The organism is Roseateles sp. (genome assembly GCF_031397715.1).
GTDB lineage: Bacteria > Pseudomonadota > Gammaproteobacteria > Burkholderiales > Burkholderiaceae_C > Paucibacter_A.
This window is the reverse complement of sequence record NZ_JANNMI010000206.1, coordinates 1-16180: the sequence shown is the minus strand read 5'-3', so window position 1 is coordinate 16180 and position 16180 is coordinate 1. Positions and strand designations below refer to the sequence as shown.

The following is a 16180-nucleotide window of genomic DNA, read 5'->3' as shown; positions in this document are numbered from 1 at the left end:
AGGGCAGCATCGGCATCTAGCCAGCAGGCTCGAGATGCGAGCCATTCGAGGGTTCGCCAGAGAGAAGCCGTCAAAGGCGGTGAAGGCGGTAAGTGGCCTCCGACCAATGCCGACCCGATACCGACCGACAGGCACCAATCGGCACCACAAAGCAAGAAGCCCGCAACGCTCACACGCTACGGGCCTCTGCCCATGAATGGTGGCTGGAAGCACATTACGCCGGGGGCGCCGATACGCCCGCTATCTCAAAGAACCACACAGATGAAATGAGATCACCGTCGACCTCATAGATGGCTATCACCTCTGTGGGCCCGGTCGGGGAACCCCAACTCTGTTCGTGGTCGATAACCTTGTTGCCCATGACCGAACGTCCCAGCAGGTCCGCGCGGAGACCTTCTGGTCGACGTGCTGGAGGGCAACATCGACGAACTGCAGCGGCTGTCGAGGCTGGTCGCCGACATGCTGTTCCTGGCGCAGGCCGATCACGCCCCCGACGCCCTGCAGCTCGAACGCATCGACCTCGCGCACGAGGCCAGAAGAGTTGCCGACTTCGCCGGGTTGCTCGCCGATGAACGCAACGTGGTCATCTCGATCGACGGCGAGGCGCCAGTGGTCGCGGACCGCGGCCTGGTGCAGCGCGCGATCACCAACCTGCTATCGAACGCGGTGCGCCACTGCCACGCGGGCACGACGCTGCAGGTTCATGCACGGCTCGAGGGCGGCATAGCCTGGCTCGATGTCGTGAACCATGGCGAGGCGATCGCGTCCGAGCATCTGCCGCGGCTGTTCGACCGCTTCTATCGCGTCGACCGTTCGCGAGCGCGGGATGGCGGAGGCACCGGGCTCGGCCTGGCGATCGTCAAGGCGATCGCGGCGCTGCACGGCGGCAGTGTCGAGGCAGCGAGAGGCCCGGACGGCATGACGCGATTCACGCTGCGCCTTCCATCCATGGAGGCAGCAGCGCCTGCTGCGAAGCAACCCTCAGCGACAAGGAGACGACGATGATGGATGAATCGATGATGGGCATGATGATGGGATGCATGATCGCCGGCGGCCTGTTCGCGCTGGTCGTCGTGGTCGCGCTCGTCATGCAGTGATGCTGCTGCACAGGTTGCTGCGCGAGGTGCGGGAGCTGCGGGCTGACAAGGCAGGGCGGGCGACGTGAAGCCGCCTACGTCATCAGACGCGATGCCGCACCGAAGCTCGCAGCGCATCGCGAGTTGTCATTGCCGTCACAAGTAAGGATCTAGCGTCCCCCACGACGAACGGAGCCCGCTCAGGGCGTGCCCTGTTCATGCTGCTTTGCAGTCCACCACCACGGAGATTCGATCATGCTGAAGACCACCACCAATGCAAACACCGCTTCTGTTGCCGCACTGGCGCTCGCCATCGGCAGCGCGCTCGCGCTGGCCCACTCTCCGGCCGCCGCACAGGCTGCGGACAAGGGCAAGGAGAAGTGCTTCGGTGTCGCCCTCAAAGGCAAGAACGACTGTGCCGCCGGGCCCGGAACGACCTGCGCGGGCACCTCGAAGGTGGACCATCAAGGCAACGCCTGGACGCTCGTGCCCAAGGGTACCTGCGAAAAGACCGCGTCGCCGAAGTCGCCCACCGGCTTTGGCCAGTTGAAGGAGTTCAAGGAAAAGACCGCCTGAGGCCGCCGGCCGGCGGCGAAGCGCGCGCGATGCAGGAGTGCCGAGACCCCGCGCCGGCGGCCCGCTTGCCGCCGCGCGCCGGCCTGGGCCTGAAGCCGCAGCACTTCGGCGACATCCTCGCGCTGACCACAGAGATCGGCTTCTTCGAGATCCACGCCGAGAACTACATGGTGGCCGGCGGACCGCTGCACCATTGGCTGACGCGCATCCGTGAACGGCATGCGCTGTCGATCCATGGCGTGGGCCTGTCGATTGGCGCGGAAAGTCCGCCGGACCCCGTGCAGCTGGCCCGCCTGGCGGCGTTGATCGAACGCTATGAGCCGCGGTCGTTCTCAGAGCACCTCGCATGGTCGAGCCATGGCGGCGTGTTCTTCAATGACCTGCTGCCGCTGTCGTACGACGAGCAAACCCTGCAACGCGTCTGCGACCACGTCGATCAAGTGCAGCAGCACCTCGCGCGGCGCATGCTGCTCGAGAACCCGTCGACCTACGTCGAGTTCGAGCGCTCGACGATGAGCGAAGCGCAGTTCCTGTCCGAAGTGGTTCGCCGCAGCGGCTGCGGCCTGCTGCTCGACATCAACAACGCGTACGTCAGTGCGGTGAACCACGGCCGCAACGTCGGCGCGTACCTGGCCGCGCTGCCGCTGTCCGAGGTCGGCGAGATCCATCTCGCCGGCTTTGCCGAGGACCGCGATGCTGCCGGCGACCGCCTGCTGATCGATGCGCACGGAACTGCCGTCGATGACGCCGTTTGGGCGCTCTACGAGCAGGTGCTCGATCGGCTCGGTCCGCTGCCGACGCTGATCGAACGCGACAACGACGTGCCGGCGTTCGGCGTGCTGCTCGGCGAGGCGCGGCGGGCCGAGCGCGCGCTCGACGCACACCGTCGAGCCTCGACATGAGCACGCAGCGAGCGTTCGCGGCCGCGTTGCTCGACCCCGCGCGCCGTTGCCCCGACGGGCTCGTCAGCTGGAACGGGTCCGATCCGGCGCAGCGATTCGCGGTGTACCTCAACAACGTCGTCAGCTCGCTTATCGGCGCGCTGAGCGACACCTTCCCGGTGACGCGCGAGCTGGTCGGCGACGAGTTCTTCCGCGCGATGGCGCGCGAGTTCGTGCTGTCATCGCCGCCGTCCAGCACGCTACTCGCCGCCTATGGCGCAGGCTTCGCACGCTTCATCGAGGGCTTCGAGCCCGCGGCGTCGCTGCCGTACCTGTCCGACGTGGCGCGCCTCGAATGGTTGCGCCTCGTGGCCTTCCATTCGGCAGACGCTACGCCGGTCGGCGCCGACCGCATCGCAGCGCTGCTGGCCGAGGCCGACCTGCTGCCGCAGCTCCGGCTGCAGCTGCATCCCTCGGTCGGCGTACTGTCGTCGCGCTACGCGGTGGTGTCGCTGTGGGCGGCCCACCAGGGGTCGCTCGACATCGGTGCAGTCGATCCGTACCGGCCCGAGCATGCGCTCGTGGTTCGACCGGCGCTCGAGGTGTTGGTGATCGACGTGCCTGCGGCGGCCGCCGTGTTCGTGCAGTGCTTGCGCGACGGCGCCAGCCTCGGCGAAGCGCATGCGAGCGCCCAGGCCGCGGCAGAAGACTTCGACCTTGCGATGACGCTCGCATTGTTGATCCGCCACCGCGCGCTGTCCCGCTTCGACCCTTCACTGAGGAGCCCGTCATGACTTCCATCGCTGCCCGAGCTGCCGGCCGCGCCGGTGCGACATCCGCCGCAGTGCGGCTGGTCGACCGCGCGGTGGCGCTGCTGTCGCGCATCCCCGACGGGCTGATCGCCACGGGCGGCCGTTTCTCGATCGCCGCCGTGTTCTGGAAGTCGGGGCAGACCAAGATCGAAGGGTTGGCAATCGATCTGGTCGACGGCACTATCAGCATCGGCTGGCCGCGCCTGTCCGAATCGGCGCTCGCATTGTTCGAAACCGAATACAGGCTGCCGCTCATTTCTGCTGCGCTGGCAGCGCCGATGGCCGCCGTTGCCGAGCATGTCTTTCCATTACTGACCTTGCCCCCGAGAAACGTACTCCATAGCTGAAGCAGGAAATGCATTCTGACGTTTCCCCGGAAGCCGGACGGTTTTGAACTAGAGGTTGGCCACTTCCTTGGGTTGTCCTGACCGCATTGTGGCGAACTCGCTCGGGGTCAGGTGACCGAGCGAGCCGTGCGGCCTGCAGTGGTTGTAGTCCTCCTGCCAGGCCTTCAACTTCTCATGCACTTCGTGCATCGTGACGAACTCGTTGACGTTGAGGAACTCGTCGCGCAGCCGACCGTTGAACGACTCGATCAGCCCGTTGTCCGTGGGCTTGCCCGGGCGCGTGTAGTCGAGCTTTACGCCGCGTCGATACGCCCAGTCGTCCAGCGCCTTGGAGGTGAACTCGGTGCCGTTGTCCACCGTGATGGCCTGGGGCCAGCCGCGCTGCCTAGCGGCTTGGTCCAACGCCTGGCCGACGGACCTTCCCGACAGCCGATAGTTGGCCTCCAGCATCACACTCTCGCGACTCCATTGATCGATCACCGTCAGGATGCGGAACTTGCGTCCGTCGAGCATCTGGTCGTGTACGAAGTCCATGCTCCAGTGCTGGTTCGCCCCGGTGGCCGGCACCACCTTGCCGCGCAGCAGCGCGATGCGCTTGCGCCGCCTGACCTTCATGCGCAGCTGCAGGCCTTCGAGGCTGTACAGCCGGTATACGCGCTTCTTTCCCACGGCCCAGCCCTCTCGCTTGAGCATGACCAACACACGCAGGTAGCCGAACCTGGGTCGGCTCATGGCGATGTCGCGGATACGCTGTCGCAACGCGCTCTGGTCGCGCGCACGGCTCTTGGCGTACCACACCGAGCGTTGCAGCAGCGCCAGTTCGCATGAGCGCCGCACACTGACCTTGAAGCGCTCTTGCATCCAGGCTGCCAGCTCGCGCCGCTTGACAGCCTTCAGATCTTTTTTCGTACGACCTCCTGCAGGATCTGCTTGTCCAGTGTGAGGTCGGCAACGATGCGCCGCAGCCGCGCGTTCTCGTCCTCGAGTTGCTTGAGCCGGCGCAGCTCCGAGACACCCAGATCGGCGTACTTCTTCTTCCACGTGTAGAAGGTCGCGTCCGAGATGCCAATCTGGCGGCACACGTCGGCCACCGGCGTGCCGCCTTCAGCCAACCGCAGCGCGTAGGCGATCTGCTCTTCTGTGAACCTCGACTTCTTCATCGCTTCTCCTGGCCCCTGTCGGGGCGCTCAGAAGCGACCGTAACTCTAGTTTTGAGCTGTCCAGCTTTTACGGGGGAACGTCAATTCATGGAGAGTACGAAATGAGCAAGAGAGACGAAGCGAAGCACCGGGCGCGGTACACGCTGGAGTTCAAGCTGGAGGCCGTGCGGCTGGTCAAGGCCGGGCAGGAGGCGTCGGTGACGGCGCGGATTCTGGGCATGCCGAAGCAGACGCTGAGCAACTGGGTTCGGCTTGCCGAGAAGGGTGAGCTGCAGGGCGCCGGTGATCGGCCGGTGAGCGCCGAGCAGATGGAGTTGGCGCGGCTGCGGGCCGAGCTGGCGCGCGTGAAGATGGAGCGCGACATCTTAAAAAAAGCGACGGCGTACTTCGCGAAGGAATCACTGTGAAGTACGCCTGGATCGCCAAGAACAAGACGGCATGGCCGGTCACGATGACGTGCAAAGTGCTGGGTGTCAGCGCCAGTGGCTACTTCGAGCATCGGCGTCGGCGCAGAGCCGGCCAACCCAGCCAGCCCGGCGGTGGGCGGCTCAGCAACGAGGCGCTGCTGGCGCACATCCGAGCCATCCAAGCCGAGATCAAAGGCGAATACGGCTGGCCAAGGGTATGGAAGGAGCTGCTCGCGCGAGGCAATCGCGTCGGCAAAGCCCGGGTGCAGCGACTGATGCACACGCACGGCATCAAGGCGCGCAGCAAGAGGAAGTTCGTCGTGACGACCGACAGCAAACACGATCTGCCGATCGCTGAAAACTTGCTGGCGCGTGACTTCACGCCGGCGGCGCCCGACCGGGTCTGGAGCAGCGACATCACCTCTCGGACTGCGGCAGCCAATATTGCAGCCACGCGTTCCAGGACACGCTGAGCAGCTACGGCATGCGCTCGTCGATGAGTCGCAAGGGCAACTGCTGCGACAATGCGCCCACGGAAAGCTTGTGGGGCAGCCTGAAAGTGGGCCGGCTGTATGGCAAGAAGTTCGCCACCCAGCGCGAAGCGATGGACGTGATCGACTGGTTGACGTTCTACAACCATCGCAGACTTCACTCCACGCTGGGCTACATCAGCCCGATGAGGTTCGAAGCAAACTGGCACGCGGGCCAGGCAACGAAAGCCGCGTAACCGAGTGGCTATGGACTACGTCGAACGAGGGCAAGGTCAGTCGTCCAACTCTGACCTGAGACTCCGCGCGGCGCTGCTCGAAGGTTCGGTTGGCTCTGATGGCTTGCGCTCTTGTTCGTTTTTACCGTGGCAATATGCGCCTGTCCGCGGCGATGTGCTTCTGATCGACGTCGAGCATCCTTGGCGCGACGTGGTGGACGCGATCGACCGGCTCGAAAGCGACGCCGCCCGCTCGCGCCAGCGCCACATCGACCATCTCGAGCGCCAGCCAACGCTCGGCGCCGCCGCGTCGGTGCTCAACGACCGCGCCGACGACGACACCGACCGCCGCGTGCTCGCGGTCGTGGGGCACCTGGCCTTTGCCGCCGAAGCTCGCCACCGGGCGGGCCCGTGATCCCGGCCAGTCCGGAGCGGCCCTAGACGACGACCGGGGAAAACTCGGCGCGGGCCGCCTCCCTCGGGCGTGAGCAGTCTTGTCAAAGTCGCGAGAAACAAGCAGGCCGGCGGCGCGGCCAGAACATCGCCGACAATGGTTAGCTGTTTCTCACCGGCTATTCCGAAGGCGGCTATGTCACCCTGGCCTGCCCTTAGGTCGGTTCCATGCGTGCGTCCGTGGCGTGGGATGGGCAGGTATCGGAAAACCCTAAACATGAGCAGACGCCGGGCTCTGTCCGCCTCGTGGTTGCGCCGCCCCATTTTTGTCGAGCTTTGAGATGCTCTGAATCTCCTCCAATCGCTTCGTCGGCTCAACGAGGATCAAGCGCAAGATATCGCGACGGGCGAGCGTGACCCCTGAATGGGTCGCTCAGCACGGATGCTGTCTATTGAGCTTTCCCAAATACGACAAACCGGATACGGGTGGCACAGCGTGGGATCAGGCCGGCGGCGCATTCGTCTCTGCGGCTGTCCCCCGCCCTGCGGGCTCCTCCTTTATGCCGCTGCGCCGAATGCGCCGCCGGCCTGATCTGGCGAAGCGGCTTTCGGATCACCGAACAACATGTCCGCACGTTGCCATGCCACCGCCGGTTCGCGTCCTGTACGGTCGAACAGACGCTTGAGAAACGCCCAGCAGGCTTCGTCATGCATCAGATGGTGCGTCAACCATCCGGTGGCCTCATCGGCATCGGCGCGGCCCTCGCGCCGGGCCTGCAAATGGGCTGTGGCGGCGCCCAGCGCGGCCTGCTCGCCAACGAAACCACGCGTGCCGCGCCAGTCGATGACATCGACGTGTGTATTGACCTGCGCCAGCCCGCGCACCGATGCGCAGTCGCGTGGACCAAAACGACTCAGGCCCCGGTAACCCGCGGCCGCGAGCCGGGCCGGCAGATTGGCGGCCCCGATTCGGTTCCAGGGCGCTACCAGCACCGGCAACGTGACGGGTCCGGCGATTCGCGCATAACCCGCTTGCAAGCGCCCCAGCGCCGCCTCCACCGGTTCCGACGCCGGGAACTCGGTCTTTTTTTCGCCGGCAGCGGCCCGTTGCATATGGTCGGCGCCATGCTGCAGGACACGAATCCAGCGCGCATCCTGCACCAGTACCGCTGCCTGCACGCCCTTCGGAATCACCGCCAGAGCCAACGGGACCTGTGCTGCAGCGGATAGATCGACCAGACGCGTCAGCGCCGGATGGGCGCGGCAGGCATCGTCGTCCCGCCACCAGAGATCGACCACCCGGCCGGCGTCTCTCCAGCGCGCAATCTCGTCCAGAAATGCTGCCCAATGGGGTGGGACAACACGTCGCTCGCTGCCGCCCGACAGCCATCCACGTATCAGCCGTGCACTGGTAGCGGCGCCGTCCAGTCGAACCTGCCCAAGCGTCAGCGGCGCACGCGCCGCGGCGCGATCGATGGCCTGCGCGAGCGCCGCCGGCGTCAATGCAGATTCCTCCACCAGGTCGACTAAACCACGATCGGCCAGCAGTTGCGCACGCAGGGTCTGCTCGGTCTCGGTTCCGCCGGCGAACGGCACCAGTAGCGCGCGTGTTGCAGCCTGCAGGGTTTCCAGGACGGTGTTGTATCCGGCCTGACTCACCGACATTCGGCAGCGACGCAGCAGCTGTGGAAAATCGGCCCGGTTGCGCTCGACGACGACGCCCTGGCCATGGAGCGAAGAGGCCAGCGCGGCGAGATCGGCGAACGCCGCCACGCCGATACCCGCGCCCACCAGAACGCGCCACCGCGCGCCGGCCAGCCGCGTAAGCTGCCGCGCATGGATTGCGGCCAACAGCAGCGGCAAACCAACCGCGCCGCCGCCGGCGGACACCAGTACCTCGTCGAATCCGTCGAGCGTGCCATCACCGGCGTTGCCATCTGGCGCGGGTGCATCGACCACGTAGCCGGAGTAATGCATCCGTACGCCGAGTTGCGGGACGTGGGCGAATGTGCGCTCGAACGGCACCAGGGCCGGGTCGCCATGCACCAGCACATGATCGAAGTACCGATCGAAGAGCTCCAGCATGCGCTGTTGGCGCTGCGGGTCGTTCCGGCTCCCGCCTAAAACGTCGCGCACCGACGACACGATCACCGGCGGACGCGGCGACTGCCGGGCAGCGTCCAACAGCGGCAACAGCTCGAAACGCATCTGGCGCCTGCCGAACGGAAACGATTCGATCAGCAGCAGATGGGGATCGGTGGCACGCCACAAAGCCAGCAAGGCGTCGCGGCGCTGCTGGCGCAGCACGTCGTCGACCGGCAGGCCCCGCACGTCGACGAGCGACTTGAAACCCGAATCCGCCGCCGTCACCGGTGGCAGTTGCACCCAACGTGCGGCCATGGGCATCAGGCCAGGCACCGGCAAACCCCCGCTGACCAGGGTTACTTCCAGCCCGGCGCGCGTCATCGCATCCGACAACAGGACGGCCCGTTTGAGGTGGCCGGTGCCCAGCAAATGCTGGACATAAATCAGCACACGCGTCTGGGTCACCAGCGCCCCCAATCCCGGCTTCGCCAGGCCCACCGAGGAGGCGCAACAAAACGGGGGGCGGCCCGGCGCATTCTCGTCAGAGTTGCCTGGCAGGCAGCGGCAGGTTCAACCGCTGCACCGCAGGCAGACCCTGCTCGTCCAATGAGAACAACTGCAACGTAGTCCAGTCCAGCTTGGCCGGTGGCTTGCCCAGCATGTCCCAACCCGTGGCCCGGGCGAAGATGACCCGCATCACGCCGCGGTGCGTGACGGCCAGCGTGGGCAGGCGCAGCGCCGCCAATTCCGAGAGCCAGGGCCGAACCCGTTGCCAGACCTGCCGGGGACTCTCGCCGCCCGGCGGCATGAAGTCCCATCCGCGCGCCTCGTTCTCGGCCATCTCGGGCCCCAGTTCAGAGCGCAGATCCGACTGGGTACGACCTTCCCACTGCCCCCAGCTCATCTCGATCAGTCGCGCTTCGATGACCGGCGTGACCAGGCGCAGTTGTGCAGCGGTCTGCGTGCAGCGCACCAGCGGACTGGTGCACACCGGCAGCTCACTGCACTCGGGTGGCAACATGTGCGCGGCCAGCATGGCGGCACCGGTCTCGCTCAGGCCGACGTCGGTGCGACCCTGCAGCCGCTTGACGCGGCTCCAGGGTGTTTCGCCGTGGCGCAGCAAGGCCAACGTCGTCGTCATGGTGTAGCCACGATGACCCCTGTCGGGCCGAGTAGCGGCTGCCAAGGTTTGAGCAGTTCCCGGAAGGTGGCGGCAGTTTGCTCTCGGCTGCGCTGTCGCGGGACGCATCGCGACTCCGTCTGCCCCATCGTGCGTTCGTCGCAAGCGCCTAGAAAATGGATGCGACTGAACGCGGCCTCGTGCGGCCGCGACTCGACCTGCGCGCGCGCCGGGCCGTCGCCAGCCATCAGCAACTGCCAGGGCTGGTCGGTGGGCACCGTGGAGCAGGCTGCACCCAGCCGCGCATGCCGCAAGCGCTGTTTGCGCGCGGTGCGCCGGCACGGCGCCGGGTCCAGGAAGGGCGACAGGCGTTCGATCCGGGCGCGTGCCGGACCACTGCGTCGCAGTCTGGCCAAATCGTGGGCGGTCGGGCAGAACAGCAGGTCGACCTGCCGCAGCATGTCCAGGACGGCCGCCTCGCCGATCGCCCAGGACCCGCTCAGGATCCGTTCAGGCGCTTGGGTGCGAGCAACGCTTCGGCAATCACGTAAGGCATGTGCACCGTGCGACTGTCTGCAGGGCCGCGCCAGTCGGGAGGTGAACCGGAGATCGGGAGGTGGCCCTGCGGCCGGATCGAACCAGCGCGCAATCAACGTGCGGGCAACCTCCAGACCCGCGTCGCGCTGGTGCCGCGGATGCGTTGCATCGCCGGCGTCACCGGCGCGATCGAACGCGTGCAGATCCGACACCAGCGCCTCGTTGTGGCCCGCCAGACGCAGGCCGTCCATCAACAAGCACGCCACATGTCGGTTGCCGGATGCGATTTCATGGGTCGGCGCCTAGAGCGGCGCGCAGAGGGCATTGCGCATGCGGAATTGTAGGAGCCGCATTGCCCGCAGCCAAGCGACCCCGGTCCGTACAATGCGCGACTTAGGCACCATCGCGCCTGTCGTGACATCCCGACCGGACCTGCGCCAATGCGCTCTCCAATCCATCGCAACCTGACTCGATGTGCGGCATCTCTCCGGTACTTGAGCGCGGCCGGCCGGTGCAGCAATTGCGCGCGACGCCGACCACCGCATGCCGTAGGTCGCAAGGTGCAATCCCCAGGGACGTGGATGTCGAGCAGCGCCTGTGCGCCGATGTCGACGGGTTCAACTTGCACGCTGCCGTTCGCTGCGGTGCAGAGGATCGCCCGGCGCTGACGCGAGCGTGGGGCGCCGGGCGTTGTCGCTGCTTTCGACCGAGCTTTCAGCGAACGCGCCCGGCAGCCGCGCGCTTCTATCGCTGGTACCGCCGACACCACTTTCACGCGATTGCATTCAGCCATGCGGCATGACAGAAAGGAAGCACCATGACCACCGTCGTCGCTGTTGTCGGTTTGGGTTACGTCGGCCTTCCGCTCGTCATCGAGTTCGGCAAGACGCTGCACACCATCGGCTTCGATATCGACGCCACGCGCGTCGCGCGCTGCCGGGACGGGCACGACCCGTCGCGCGAGATCAGCGACGACGACATGCGCGCCGCGCACCGGGCCGAGTACAGCGCCGATGCTCAGCGCCTGAAAGCGGCCGACATCATCCTGGTCGCGGTGCCGACGCCGGTCGATCAGGCGCACATCCCCGATCTCGGCCCACTGCTGGGTGCCAGCAGCTTGATCGGCGCCAACATGAAGCCGGGTGCTATCGTCGTCTATGAATCGACGGTGTATCCGGGGGCGACCGAAGAGGTCTGCATCCCGGAACTCGAGCGCGCATCGGGCGGCCGCTGGAAGCAGGACTTCTTCGTCGGCTACAGCCCCGAGCGCATCAATCCCGGCGATCGCGAACACATGCTGACCAACGTCGTCAAGGTCGTCTCGGGCGACACGGCCGAAACGCTGGACAAAGTGGCGGCGCTGTACGAGCGCATCGTGCAGCCCGGTGTGCACCGCTGCACCAGCATCAAGGTGGCCGAAGCCTGCAAGGTGATCGAGAACACGCAGCGCGACCTCAACATCGCGCTGATGAACGAGCTGGCGATCATCTTCGAAAAGGTCGGCATCGACACCGCCGAGGTGCTGCAAGCCGCGGGCACGAAGTGGAACTTCCTGCGCTTCGAACCTGGCCTCGTCGGCGGGCATTGCATCGGCGTCGATCCATACTACCTGACGCACAAGGCCGAGATGCTCGGCTACCACCCGCAGGTGATCACCGCGGGCCGGCGGATCAACGACGGCATGGGCAAGTACATCGCCGAGCAGACCGTCAAGCAGATGATTGCCAACGGCAGCTACGTGCGCGGTGCCAAGGTCAACGTGCTCGGCCTGACCTTCAAGGAGAATTGTCCGGACCTGCGCAACAGCAAGGTCGTCGACATCGTGCAGGAACTGAGGAGCTACGGCGTCGAGGTTTTTGTCCACGATCCGTGGGCCGACGCCGCGGAGGCCAAGCGCCAGTACGGCGTGACGCTGGTGCCATGGGAGACGCTGCCGTGCGCCGACGCGATCGTCGCTGCGGTGGCGCACCGCGAGTTCGCCGAGCGTGATGCGCACGATCTCAGCCGCAAGACCATCCGCAATGGTTGCTTCATTGACGTCAAGTCACGGTTCGACAGCGAGGCACTGCGCGAGGCGGGCCTGCGGGTCTGGCGCCTCTAGGATGAACGCGACCGCTTGGGCTATGGCACGGCCGTCGGCCTGCCTTCGCCGCGCCAGCCGCGGTACCAGGCGACGAAGCGCTCGACACCCAGGGGCAGCGGCGTGCGCGGCGTCAAGCCGGTGAGCGCGGCCAACTGCTGCACGTCGGCACAGGTGTCGGCCACGTCGCTGTCCTGCATCGGCCGCATGCGCCGCTGCGCGGTGCAGCCGGTGGCGCGCTCGATGCATTCGATCAGCGCGGCGAGCGGCTCCGGCCGCTGATTGCCGACGTTGAGGACACGGTGCGGCAACTGGGCGCGCGCCGCTTCCGGTGGCCGGTCGAGCACGCCGACGATGGCGTCGACCACGTCGTCGATGTAGGTGAAGTCGCGCGACATTTGCCCGCCGGCGTAGACGTCGATCGGCCGGCCCTCGAGGATCGCCTGCGTGAACAGCCAGTAGGCCATGTCGGGCCGGCCCCACGGGCCGTAGGCGGTGAACAGGCGCAGCCCCGTCGCCGGCAGCCGGTACAGATGACAGTAGGCCTGCGCCATCAGTTCGTTGGCGCGCTTGGTGGCCGCGTACAGGTTGAGCGGCGTGTCGACGCGGTCGTCCTCGGCGAAGGGAAGCTTGCGGTTGCCGCCGTAGACGCTCGAGCTGCTGGCATACACGAGGTGCCGCACCCGGGCATGACGACAGCGCTCGATCAGGTTCAAGAAGCCGCCCAGGTTGGCGCGCCCGTAGTCCAGCGCATGGTCGATCGAGTGCCGCACGCCGGCCTGCGCGGCCAGGTGCAGCACGCGGTCGAAGCTTTCGCGCTCGAACAGGGCGTGCAGCCCGGGGGCGTCGGCGACATCGAGCCGCTCGAAGCTGAAGCCTGGCCGTGAAGTCAATTGCGCCAGCCGGTCCTGCTTCAAACGTGGTGAGTAGTAGGCGTTCAGGTCGTCGATGCCGACCACGGTGTCGCCGCGCTCGAGCAAGCGCAGCGCGCTGTGCATGCCGATGAAGCCGGCCGCGCCGGTGACCAGCGTCTTCATGCCCGACCGCTGCACTCGGCGCGCGTCCTGGCTGCCAGCAGCAGCGCGCCTGACAGGCCGCCGGTCTCCTGGCTGTTGGGCGGCACGCGCACGTGGTGCTGCGTCTCAGTGGTGTTGGTGGCGATCATGCCGTGGATGCTACGACGGCACCTGCGCCCCGACCCGGGCCTTCATCCGCAAGATCGGTCGGCCGCCGGCGCGCTGGCTGCGGCGCAGCGCGCAAGCCGAGTCGCAGACAGTCTGAGACGAGCCGGTACACCGACCTGCCGGGCATGGCGCATCGAGTGGTGCGCCATGCGTCAACAGGGCTTGGCGATCGCGCTGGGCGCGGGCGCCTGTAAGAACCTCGGCTGCGTGTCGACTATGTCTCCGAGCCCAGACAACGTTGCCGTTCGAGCCCCGGTACGCAGCGGGTCTGCCGCCCCAGTCCATTCACTCAAGGAGCCTCTCATGCAGAAACTGACCCTCAGCGCCACCGCCATCGCCATGACTCTTGGCCTGGCCACCGCCACCCCCAGCGCCTCCGCCAAGGACCGCTACCCCGAAATGATGGCCGCTGCCGACGCCAACAAGGACGGCATGGTGTCCAAGGAAGAATTCCTGTCCTCGATGAGCAAGGCATACGACGACAAGATGGGCAAGATGATGAAGATGAGCGCCGCCGACCGGGCCAAAATGGTGAAGAGCGACCAGATGACCGTCGATGGCTATCGGGCGCTGTTTCGCGAGATCATGGGTGGCAATTGAAGGGACGCGCACGCATGTCACGGGCGTCCCGGTACCCGCCGTGACATGAGCTCTGTGTGCGCCGATGCTCGAGCGAGCCTGGTCAGATCAGGATGCCCAGGCTCGACTGACCCAGCACGTGGGCAGCGACAGGTGGTTCGAACGCTGTCATGCGTGCCCGCCGGGCGGCCGTGGCAAGCCGGCCAGGCGCGGGACCATCCAGCCGCGGCGCTGGATGCTTCGACTCCTACAATCGCCGCTTCGAGCTGCGGCGCGCGCGTCCACGACGCGTTCCGTTCGGCCCTCGTCGGACGCGCTCATCCACCTGCTCCACCGGGCCAACACGCCAGCACCAGCCCCATGTGCGGACTGTTCCTGATCCTCGAGCGTCGCCGGCCCGTTGACGTGACGCGCGCGCGCGCCTGCACCCAGGCGCTGCGCCACCGGGGACCGGACGGCCTGGGCGAGTGCTCGTTCGACTGGTCCACCACCGGCCGCGACGATGTGCCGCGGGTGTCGGGCTACGCCGGCCACACGCGGCTGTCCATCCTCGATCCGTCGCCGCGCTCCGACCAGCCGATGCGGCGCGGGCAGCACACCCTGATCTACAACGGCGAGATCTATAACTTCCGGCATGTCCGGGAGGCGCTGTGCGCGGCCGGCGCAAACTTCAGCAGCGACGGCGACACGGAAGTGCTGCTCGAGCTGCTGGCGCGGCAAGGTCTGCCGGGGCTGAATCAGGCCCATGGGATGTGGGCGTTCGGCCTGTTCGACCACGGCGCCGGCACCCTGCTGGCGGCACGCGACCGCTACGGCAAGAAGCCGTTGTTCTTCCACTTCGACGAAGAACGCCTGTGCCTGGCCTCCGAGATCGCGCCGATCCTGCGCTATCTGGACCGCCCGCCCTGCATGACCGACGCCGCGCTGGACACCTACCTGTGCGACGGCTGGCTGTTCCCGCAGGCGGACGGCTGCACGCATGTCGAGGGCATCCGCGAAGTGCCCGCGGGCGCTGCGATCCACTTTGATCTGGGGCGCTGGCACCTGGCGACGGAGCGCTGGTTCGACCTCGACGCGCACGTCGCCCGGACACCGGCGCGAGCCGACGAGCTGCCCGAGCTGCTGTGCGAGGCGGTGCTGTCGCGTCTGGTCGCCGACAGGAAGGTCGGCCTGCTGCTGTCGGGCGGCGTGGACAGCTCGCTGATCCTTTCGATCCTGTGCGCGAGTGGCCGGGGCGAGCAGGTGCACTGCTTCACCGGCGACGCCGGCAAGAGCGACGACGCCCAGTACGCGCGGCGCTGCATCGAGCAGCTCGGCATCCGGGCCATCGAGGTGCCGTTGGACTATGGCCCGGCCGGCATGGACGGCTTCCTTTCCACCTGCCGACATCAGGAGAAGCCTTTTCCGTTCATCGGCAACGTGCTGGCGATGCCGCAGCTGTATGCGCGGATCGCCGAGCACGATGTGCCGGTGATCATGGACGGCACTGGCGGCGACGAGGTGTTCGCGGGCTACTGGGATCGCTACTACCGGTTCGCATTGCGCGAGGCGCAATCCGGCGGCGACGCCTCCTGGCTGGAGGAGTCCCTGCGCGAGAACGCCGGCGACGCCAAGGCGATGCGGCAGGCCCTGCTGGCCCGCGGCGTCGACCCCGTCCCGCGCGGGTCCGGGCTGCGCGGAGCCGAGAGCGACCCGCCGGGCCTGTCGCGCCACATCGACCCGGCAGTGTTCGACGCCGCGGCCAATGACAGCCTGGAGTCCTTCCAGGGCACCCTGACCCAGGCGCTGCTGCATGACGCGAAGCGGGGCCGGCTGCCGGAATGGCTGTGGCAGAACGATCGCAACGCGATGGCCAGCGGCGTGGAGAACCGCAGCCCGCTGCTGGACCACCGGCTGGCGCCCTACATGCGCACGCGCATGCAGGGCAAGATGTCCGGCCCCTGGAACAAGCTCGAACTGCGCCAGGCCTTCGACCGCTTCATCGCGCTGCCGACGCAGTGGCGCCGCGACAAGCAGGGCTTCCGCTGGGTCTACTTCCGATTCCTGCGCGCCAACCGAGCGGCCGTGCTCGAGCTGGTCAGTGCCTCGCGGCTGCTGCCGACGCGGATGAATGCGCGCGCCGTCGTCGACGCCGCCCGACACGACGACGCGGTGCTCGATTCGGTGCTGCTGCAGCGCATGCTGTGCATCGCCGGGCTCGAGGCGGCGATGGGCCTGCAGGGCGCGTCTTGACAGGT

At 66.9% G+C, this 16180-nt stretch carries 15 protein-coding genes and 1 pseudogene; 10 read left to right on the top strand and 6 right to left on the bottom strand.

Features of this window, described 5'->3' with window-relative positions:
* Positions 1 to 405: 405 nt before the first annotated feature.
* The 5 genes from RMO57_RS09160 to RMO57_RS09140 all read left to right on the top strand — a co-directional run bounded on the left by RMO57_RS09160 (position 406) and on the right by RMO57_RS09140 (position 3692).
* On the top strand, positions 406 to 1005 hold the full coding sequence (locus RMO57_RS09160) for an ATP-binding protein (RefSeq protein ID WP_310385919.1): 600 nt from the start codon (positions 406 to 408) through the stop codon (positions 1003 to 1005).
* Positions 1006 to 1331: 326 nt separating this feature from the next.
* Complete coding sequence (locus RMO57_RS09155; RefSeq protein WP_310385918.1) at positions 1332 to 1652, top strand: DUF2282 domain-containing protein; 321 nt, start codon at positions 1332 to 1334, stop codon at positions 1650 to 1652.
* Between the two features lie 29 nt (positions 1653 to 1681).
* Complete coding sequence (locus RMO57_RS09150; RefSeq protein ID WP_414896398.1) at positions 1682 to 2554, top strand: DUF692 domain-containing protein; 873 nt, start codon at positions 1682 to 1684, stop codon at positions 2552 to 2554.
* On the top strand, positions 2551 to 3327 hold the full coding sequence (locus RMO57_RS09145; RefSeq protein WP_310385915.1) for a DNA-binding domain-containing protein: 777 nt from the start codon (positions 2551 to 2553) through the stop codon (positions 3325 to 3327). The genes RMO57_RS09150 and RMO57_RS09145 overlap by 4 nt, the downstream gene beginning before the upstream one ends.
* Positions 3324 to 3692: a DoxX family membrane protein gene (locus RMO57_RS09140; protein ID WP_310385913.1), complete on the top strand. Its 369-nt coding sequence runs from the start codon at positions 3324 to 3326 to the stop codon at positions 3690 to 3692. The genes RMO57_RS09145 and RMO57_RS09140 overlap by 4 nt, the downstream gene beginning before the upstream one ends.
* 48 nt (positions 3693 to 3740) lie before the next feature.
* Here RMO57_RS09140 and RMO57_RS09135 read toward each other — a convergent pair.
* Positions 3741 to 4852 (bottom strand): IS3 family transposase gene (locus tag RMO57_RS09135; RefSeq protein ID WP_414896397.1). Its coding sequence is split into 2 segments (ribosomal slippage): positions 3741 to 4591 and positions 4591 to 4852, totalling 1113 coding nucleotides; the frame shifts between segments, so codons are not numbered across the junction.
* 101 nt (positions 4853 to 4953) lie between these two features.
* Here RMO57_RS09135 and RMO57_RS09130 point away from each other — a divergent pair.
* Positions 4954 to 5986 (top strand): annotated as a pseudogene (locus RMO57_RS09130) (IS3 family transposase).
* Between the two features lie 10 nt (positions 5987 to 5996).
* Entirely contained in the window at positions 5997 to 6380 is a 384-nt protein-coding gene (locus RMO57_RS09125) for a hypothetical protein (protein WP_310385909.1), read from the top strand.
* Positions 6381 to 6916: 536 nt separating this feature from the next.
* On the opposite strand, the gene RMO57_RS09120 is transcribed toward RMO57_RS09125, so the two are convergent.
* The 3 genes from RMO57_RS09120 to RMO57_RS09110 all read right to left on the bottom strand — a co-directional run bounded on the left by RMO57_RS09120 (position 6917) and on the right by RMO57_RS09110 (position 10351).
* On the bottom strand, positions 6917 to 8908 hold the full coding sequence (locus RMO57_RS09120; protein ID WP_310385907.1) for a glycosyltransferase: 1992 nt from the start codon (positions 8906 to 8908) through the stop codon (positions 6917 to 6919).
* 76 nt (positions 8909 to 8984) lie between these two features.
* Positions 8985 to 9584, bottom strand: coding sequence for a histidine phosphatase family protein (locus tag RMO57_RS09115; protein WP_310385905.1), 600 nt, complete (start codon positions 9582 to 9584; stop codon positions 8985 to 8987).
* On the bottom strand, positions 9581 to 10351 hold the full coding sequence (locus RMO57_RS09110) for a hypothetical protein (RefSeq protein ID WP_310385903.1): 771 nt from the start codon (positions 10349 to 10351) through the stop codon (positions 9581 to 9583). Before RMO57_RS09110 ends, RMO57_RS09115 begins: the two co-directional genes overlap by 4 nt.
* Before the next feature lie 566 nt (positions 10352 to 10917).
* On the opposite strand from RMO57_RS09110, the gene RMO57_RS09105 reads away from it, so the two are divergent.
* Complete coding sequence (locus tag RMO57_RS09105) at positions 10918 to 12201, top strand: nucleotide sugar dehydrogenase (protein WP_310385901.1); 1284 nt, start codon at positions 10918 to 10920, stop codon at positions 12199 to 12201.
* A gap of 20 nt (positions 12202 to 12221) precedes the next feature.
* Here RMO57_RS09105 and RMO57_RS09100 read toward each other — a convergent pair whose 3' ends face one another.
* Together RMO57_RS09100 and RMO57_RS09095 are read right to left on the bottom strand one after the other, a co-directional pair.
* Positions 12222 to 13217: an NAD-dependent epimerase/dehydratase family protein gene (locus tag RMO57_RS09100; RefSeq protein WP_310385898.1), complete on the bottom strand. Its 996-nt coding sequence runs from the start codon at positions 13215 to 13217 to the stop codon at positions 12222 to 12224.
* Positions 13214 to 13345: a hypothetical protein gene (locus tag RMO57_RS09095; RefSeq protein ID WP_310385896.1), complete on the bottom strand. Its 132-nt coding sequence runs from the start codon at positions 13343 to 13345 to the stop codon at positions 13214 to 13216. Before RMO57_RS09095 ends, RMO57_RS09100 begins: the two co-directional genes overlap by 4 nt.
* A gap of 322 nt (positions 13346 to 13667) precedes the next feature.
* Between RMO57_RS09095 and RMO57_RS09090 the strand changes: the two genes are divergently transcribed.
* Both RMO57_RS09090 and asnB read left to right on the top strand, forming a co-directional pair.
* Positions 13668 to 13964, top strand: a complete 297-nt coding sequence (locus tag RMO57_RS09090) for a hypothetical protein (protein ID WP_310385895.1) — start codon at positions 13668 to 13670, stop codon at positions 13962 to 13964.
* Positions 13965 to 14303: 339 nt separating this feature from the next.
* Positions 14304 to 16175 (top strand): asparagine synthase (glutamine-hydrolyzing), encoded by a 1872-nt coding sequence (gene asnB, locus RMO57_RS09085; RefSeq protein ID WP_310385893.1) that lies wholly within the window; start codon positions 14304 to 14306, stop codon positions 16173 to 16175.
* Positions 16176 to 16180: the final 5 nt, after the last annotated feature.

What these genes read in the sequence shown, in the direction of transcription:
- RMO57_RS09155 (WP_310385918.1), top strand. Translation starts at nt 1,332, where the DNA reads ATGCTGAAGACCACCACCAATGCAAACACCGCTTCTGTTGCCGCACTG.
- RMO57_RS09150 (WP_414896398.1), top strand. Translation starts at nt 1,682, where the DNA reads ATGCAGGAGTGCCGAGACCCCGCGCCGGCGGCCCGCTTGCCGCCGCGC.
- RMO57_RS09145 (WP_310385915.1), top strand. Translation starts at nt 2,551, where the DNA reads ATGAGCACGCAGCGAGCGTTCGCGGCCGCGTTGCTCGACCCCGCGCGC.
- RMO57_RS09140 (WP_310385913.1), top strand. Translation starts at nt 3,324, where the DNA reads ATGACTTCCATCGCTGCCCGAGCTGCCGGCCGCGCCGGTGCGACATCC.
- RMO57_RS09125 (WP_310385909.1), top strand. Translation starts at nt 5,997, where the DNA reads ATGGACTACGTCGAACGAGGGCAAGGTCAGTCGTCCAACTCTGACCTG.
- RMO57_RS09115 (WP_310385905.1), bottom strand. Translation starts at nt 9,584, where the DNA reads ATGACGACGACGTTGGCCTTGCTGCGCCACGGCGAAACACCCTGGAGC.
- RMO57_RS09110 (WP_310385903.1), bottom strand. Translation starts at nt 10,351, where the DNA reads ATGGACGGCCTGCGTCTGGCGGGCCACAACGAGGCGCTGGTGTCGGAT.
- RMO57_RS09105 (WP_310385901.1), top strand. Translation starts at nt 10,918, where the DNA reads ATGACCACCGTCGTCGCTGTTGTCGGTTTGGGTTACGTCGGCCTTCCG.
- RMO57_RS09100 (WP_310385898.1), bottom strand. Translation starts at nt 13,217, where the DNA reads ATGAAGACGCTGGTCACCGGCGCGGCCGGCTTCATCGGCATGCACAGC.
- RMO57_RS09095 (WP_310385896.1), bottom strand. Translation starts at nt 13,345, where the DNA reads ATGATCGCCACCAACACCACTGAGACGCAGCACCACGTGCGCGTGCCG.
- RMO57_RS09090 (WP_310385895.1), top strand. Translation starts at nt 13,668, where the DNA reads ATGCAGAAACTGACCCTCAGCGCCACCGCCATCGCCATGACTCTTGGC.
- asnB (WP_310385893.1), top strand. Translation starts at nt 14,304, where the DNA reads ATGTGCGGACTGTTCCTGATCCTCGAGCGTCGCCGGCCCGTTGACGTG.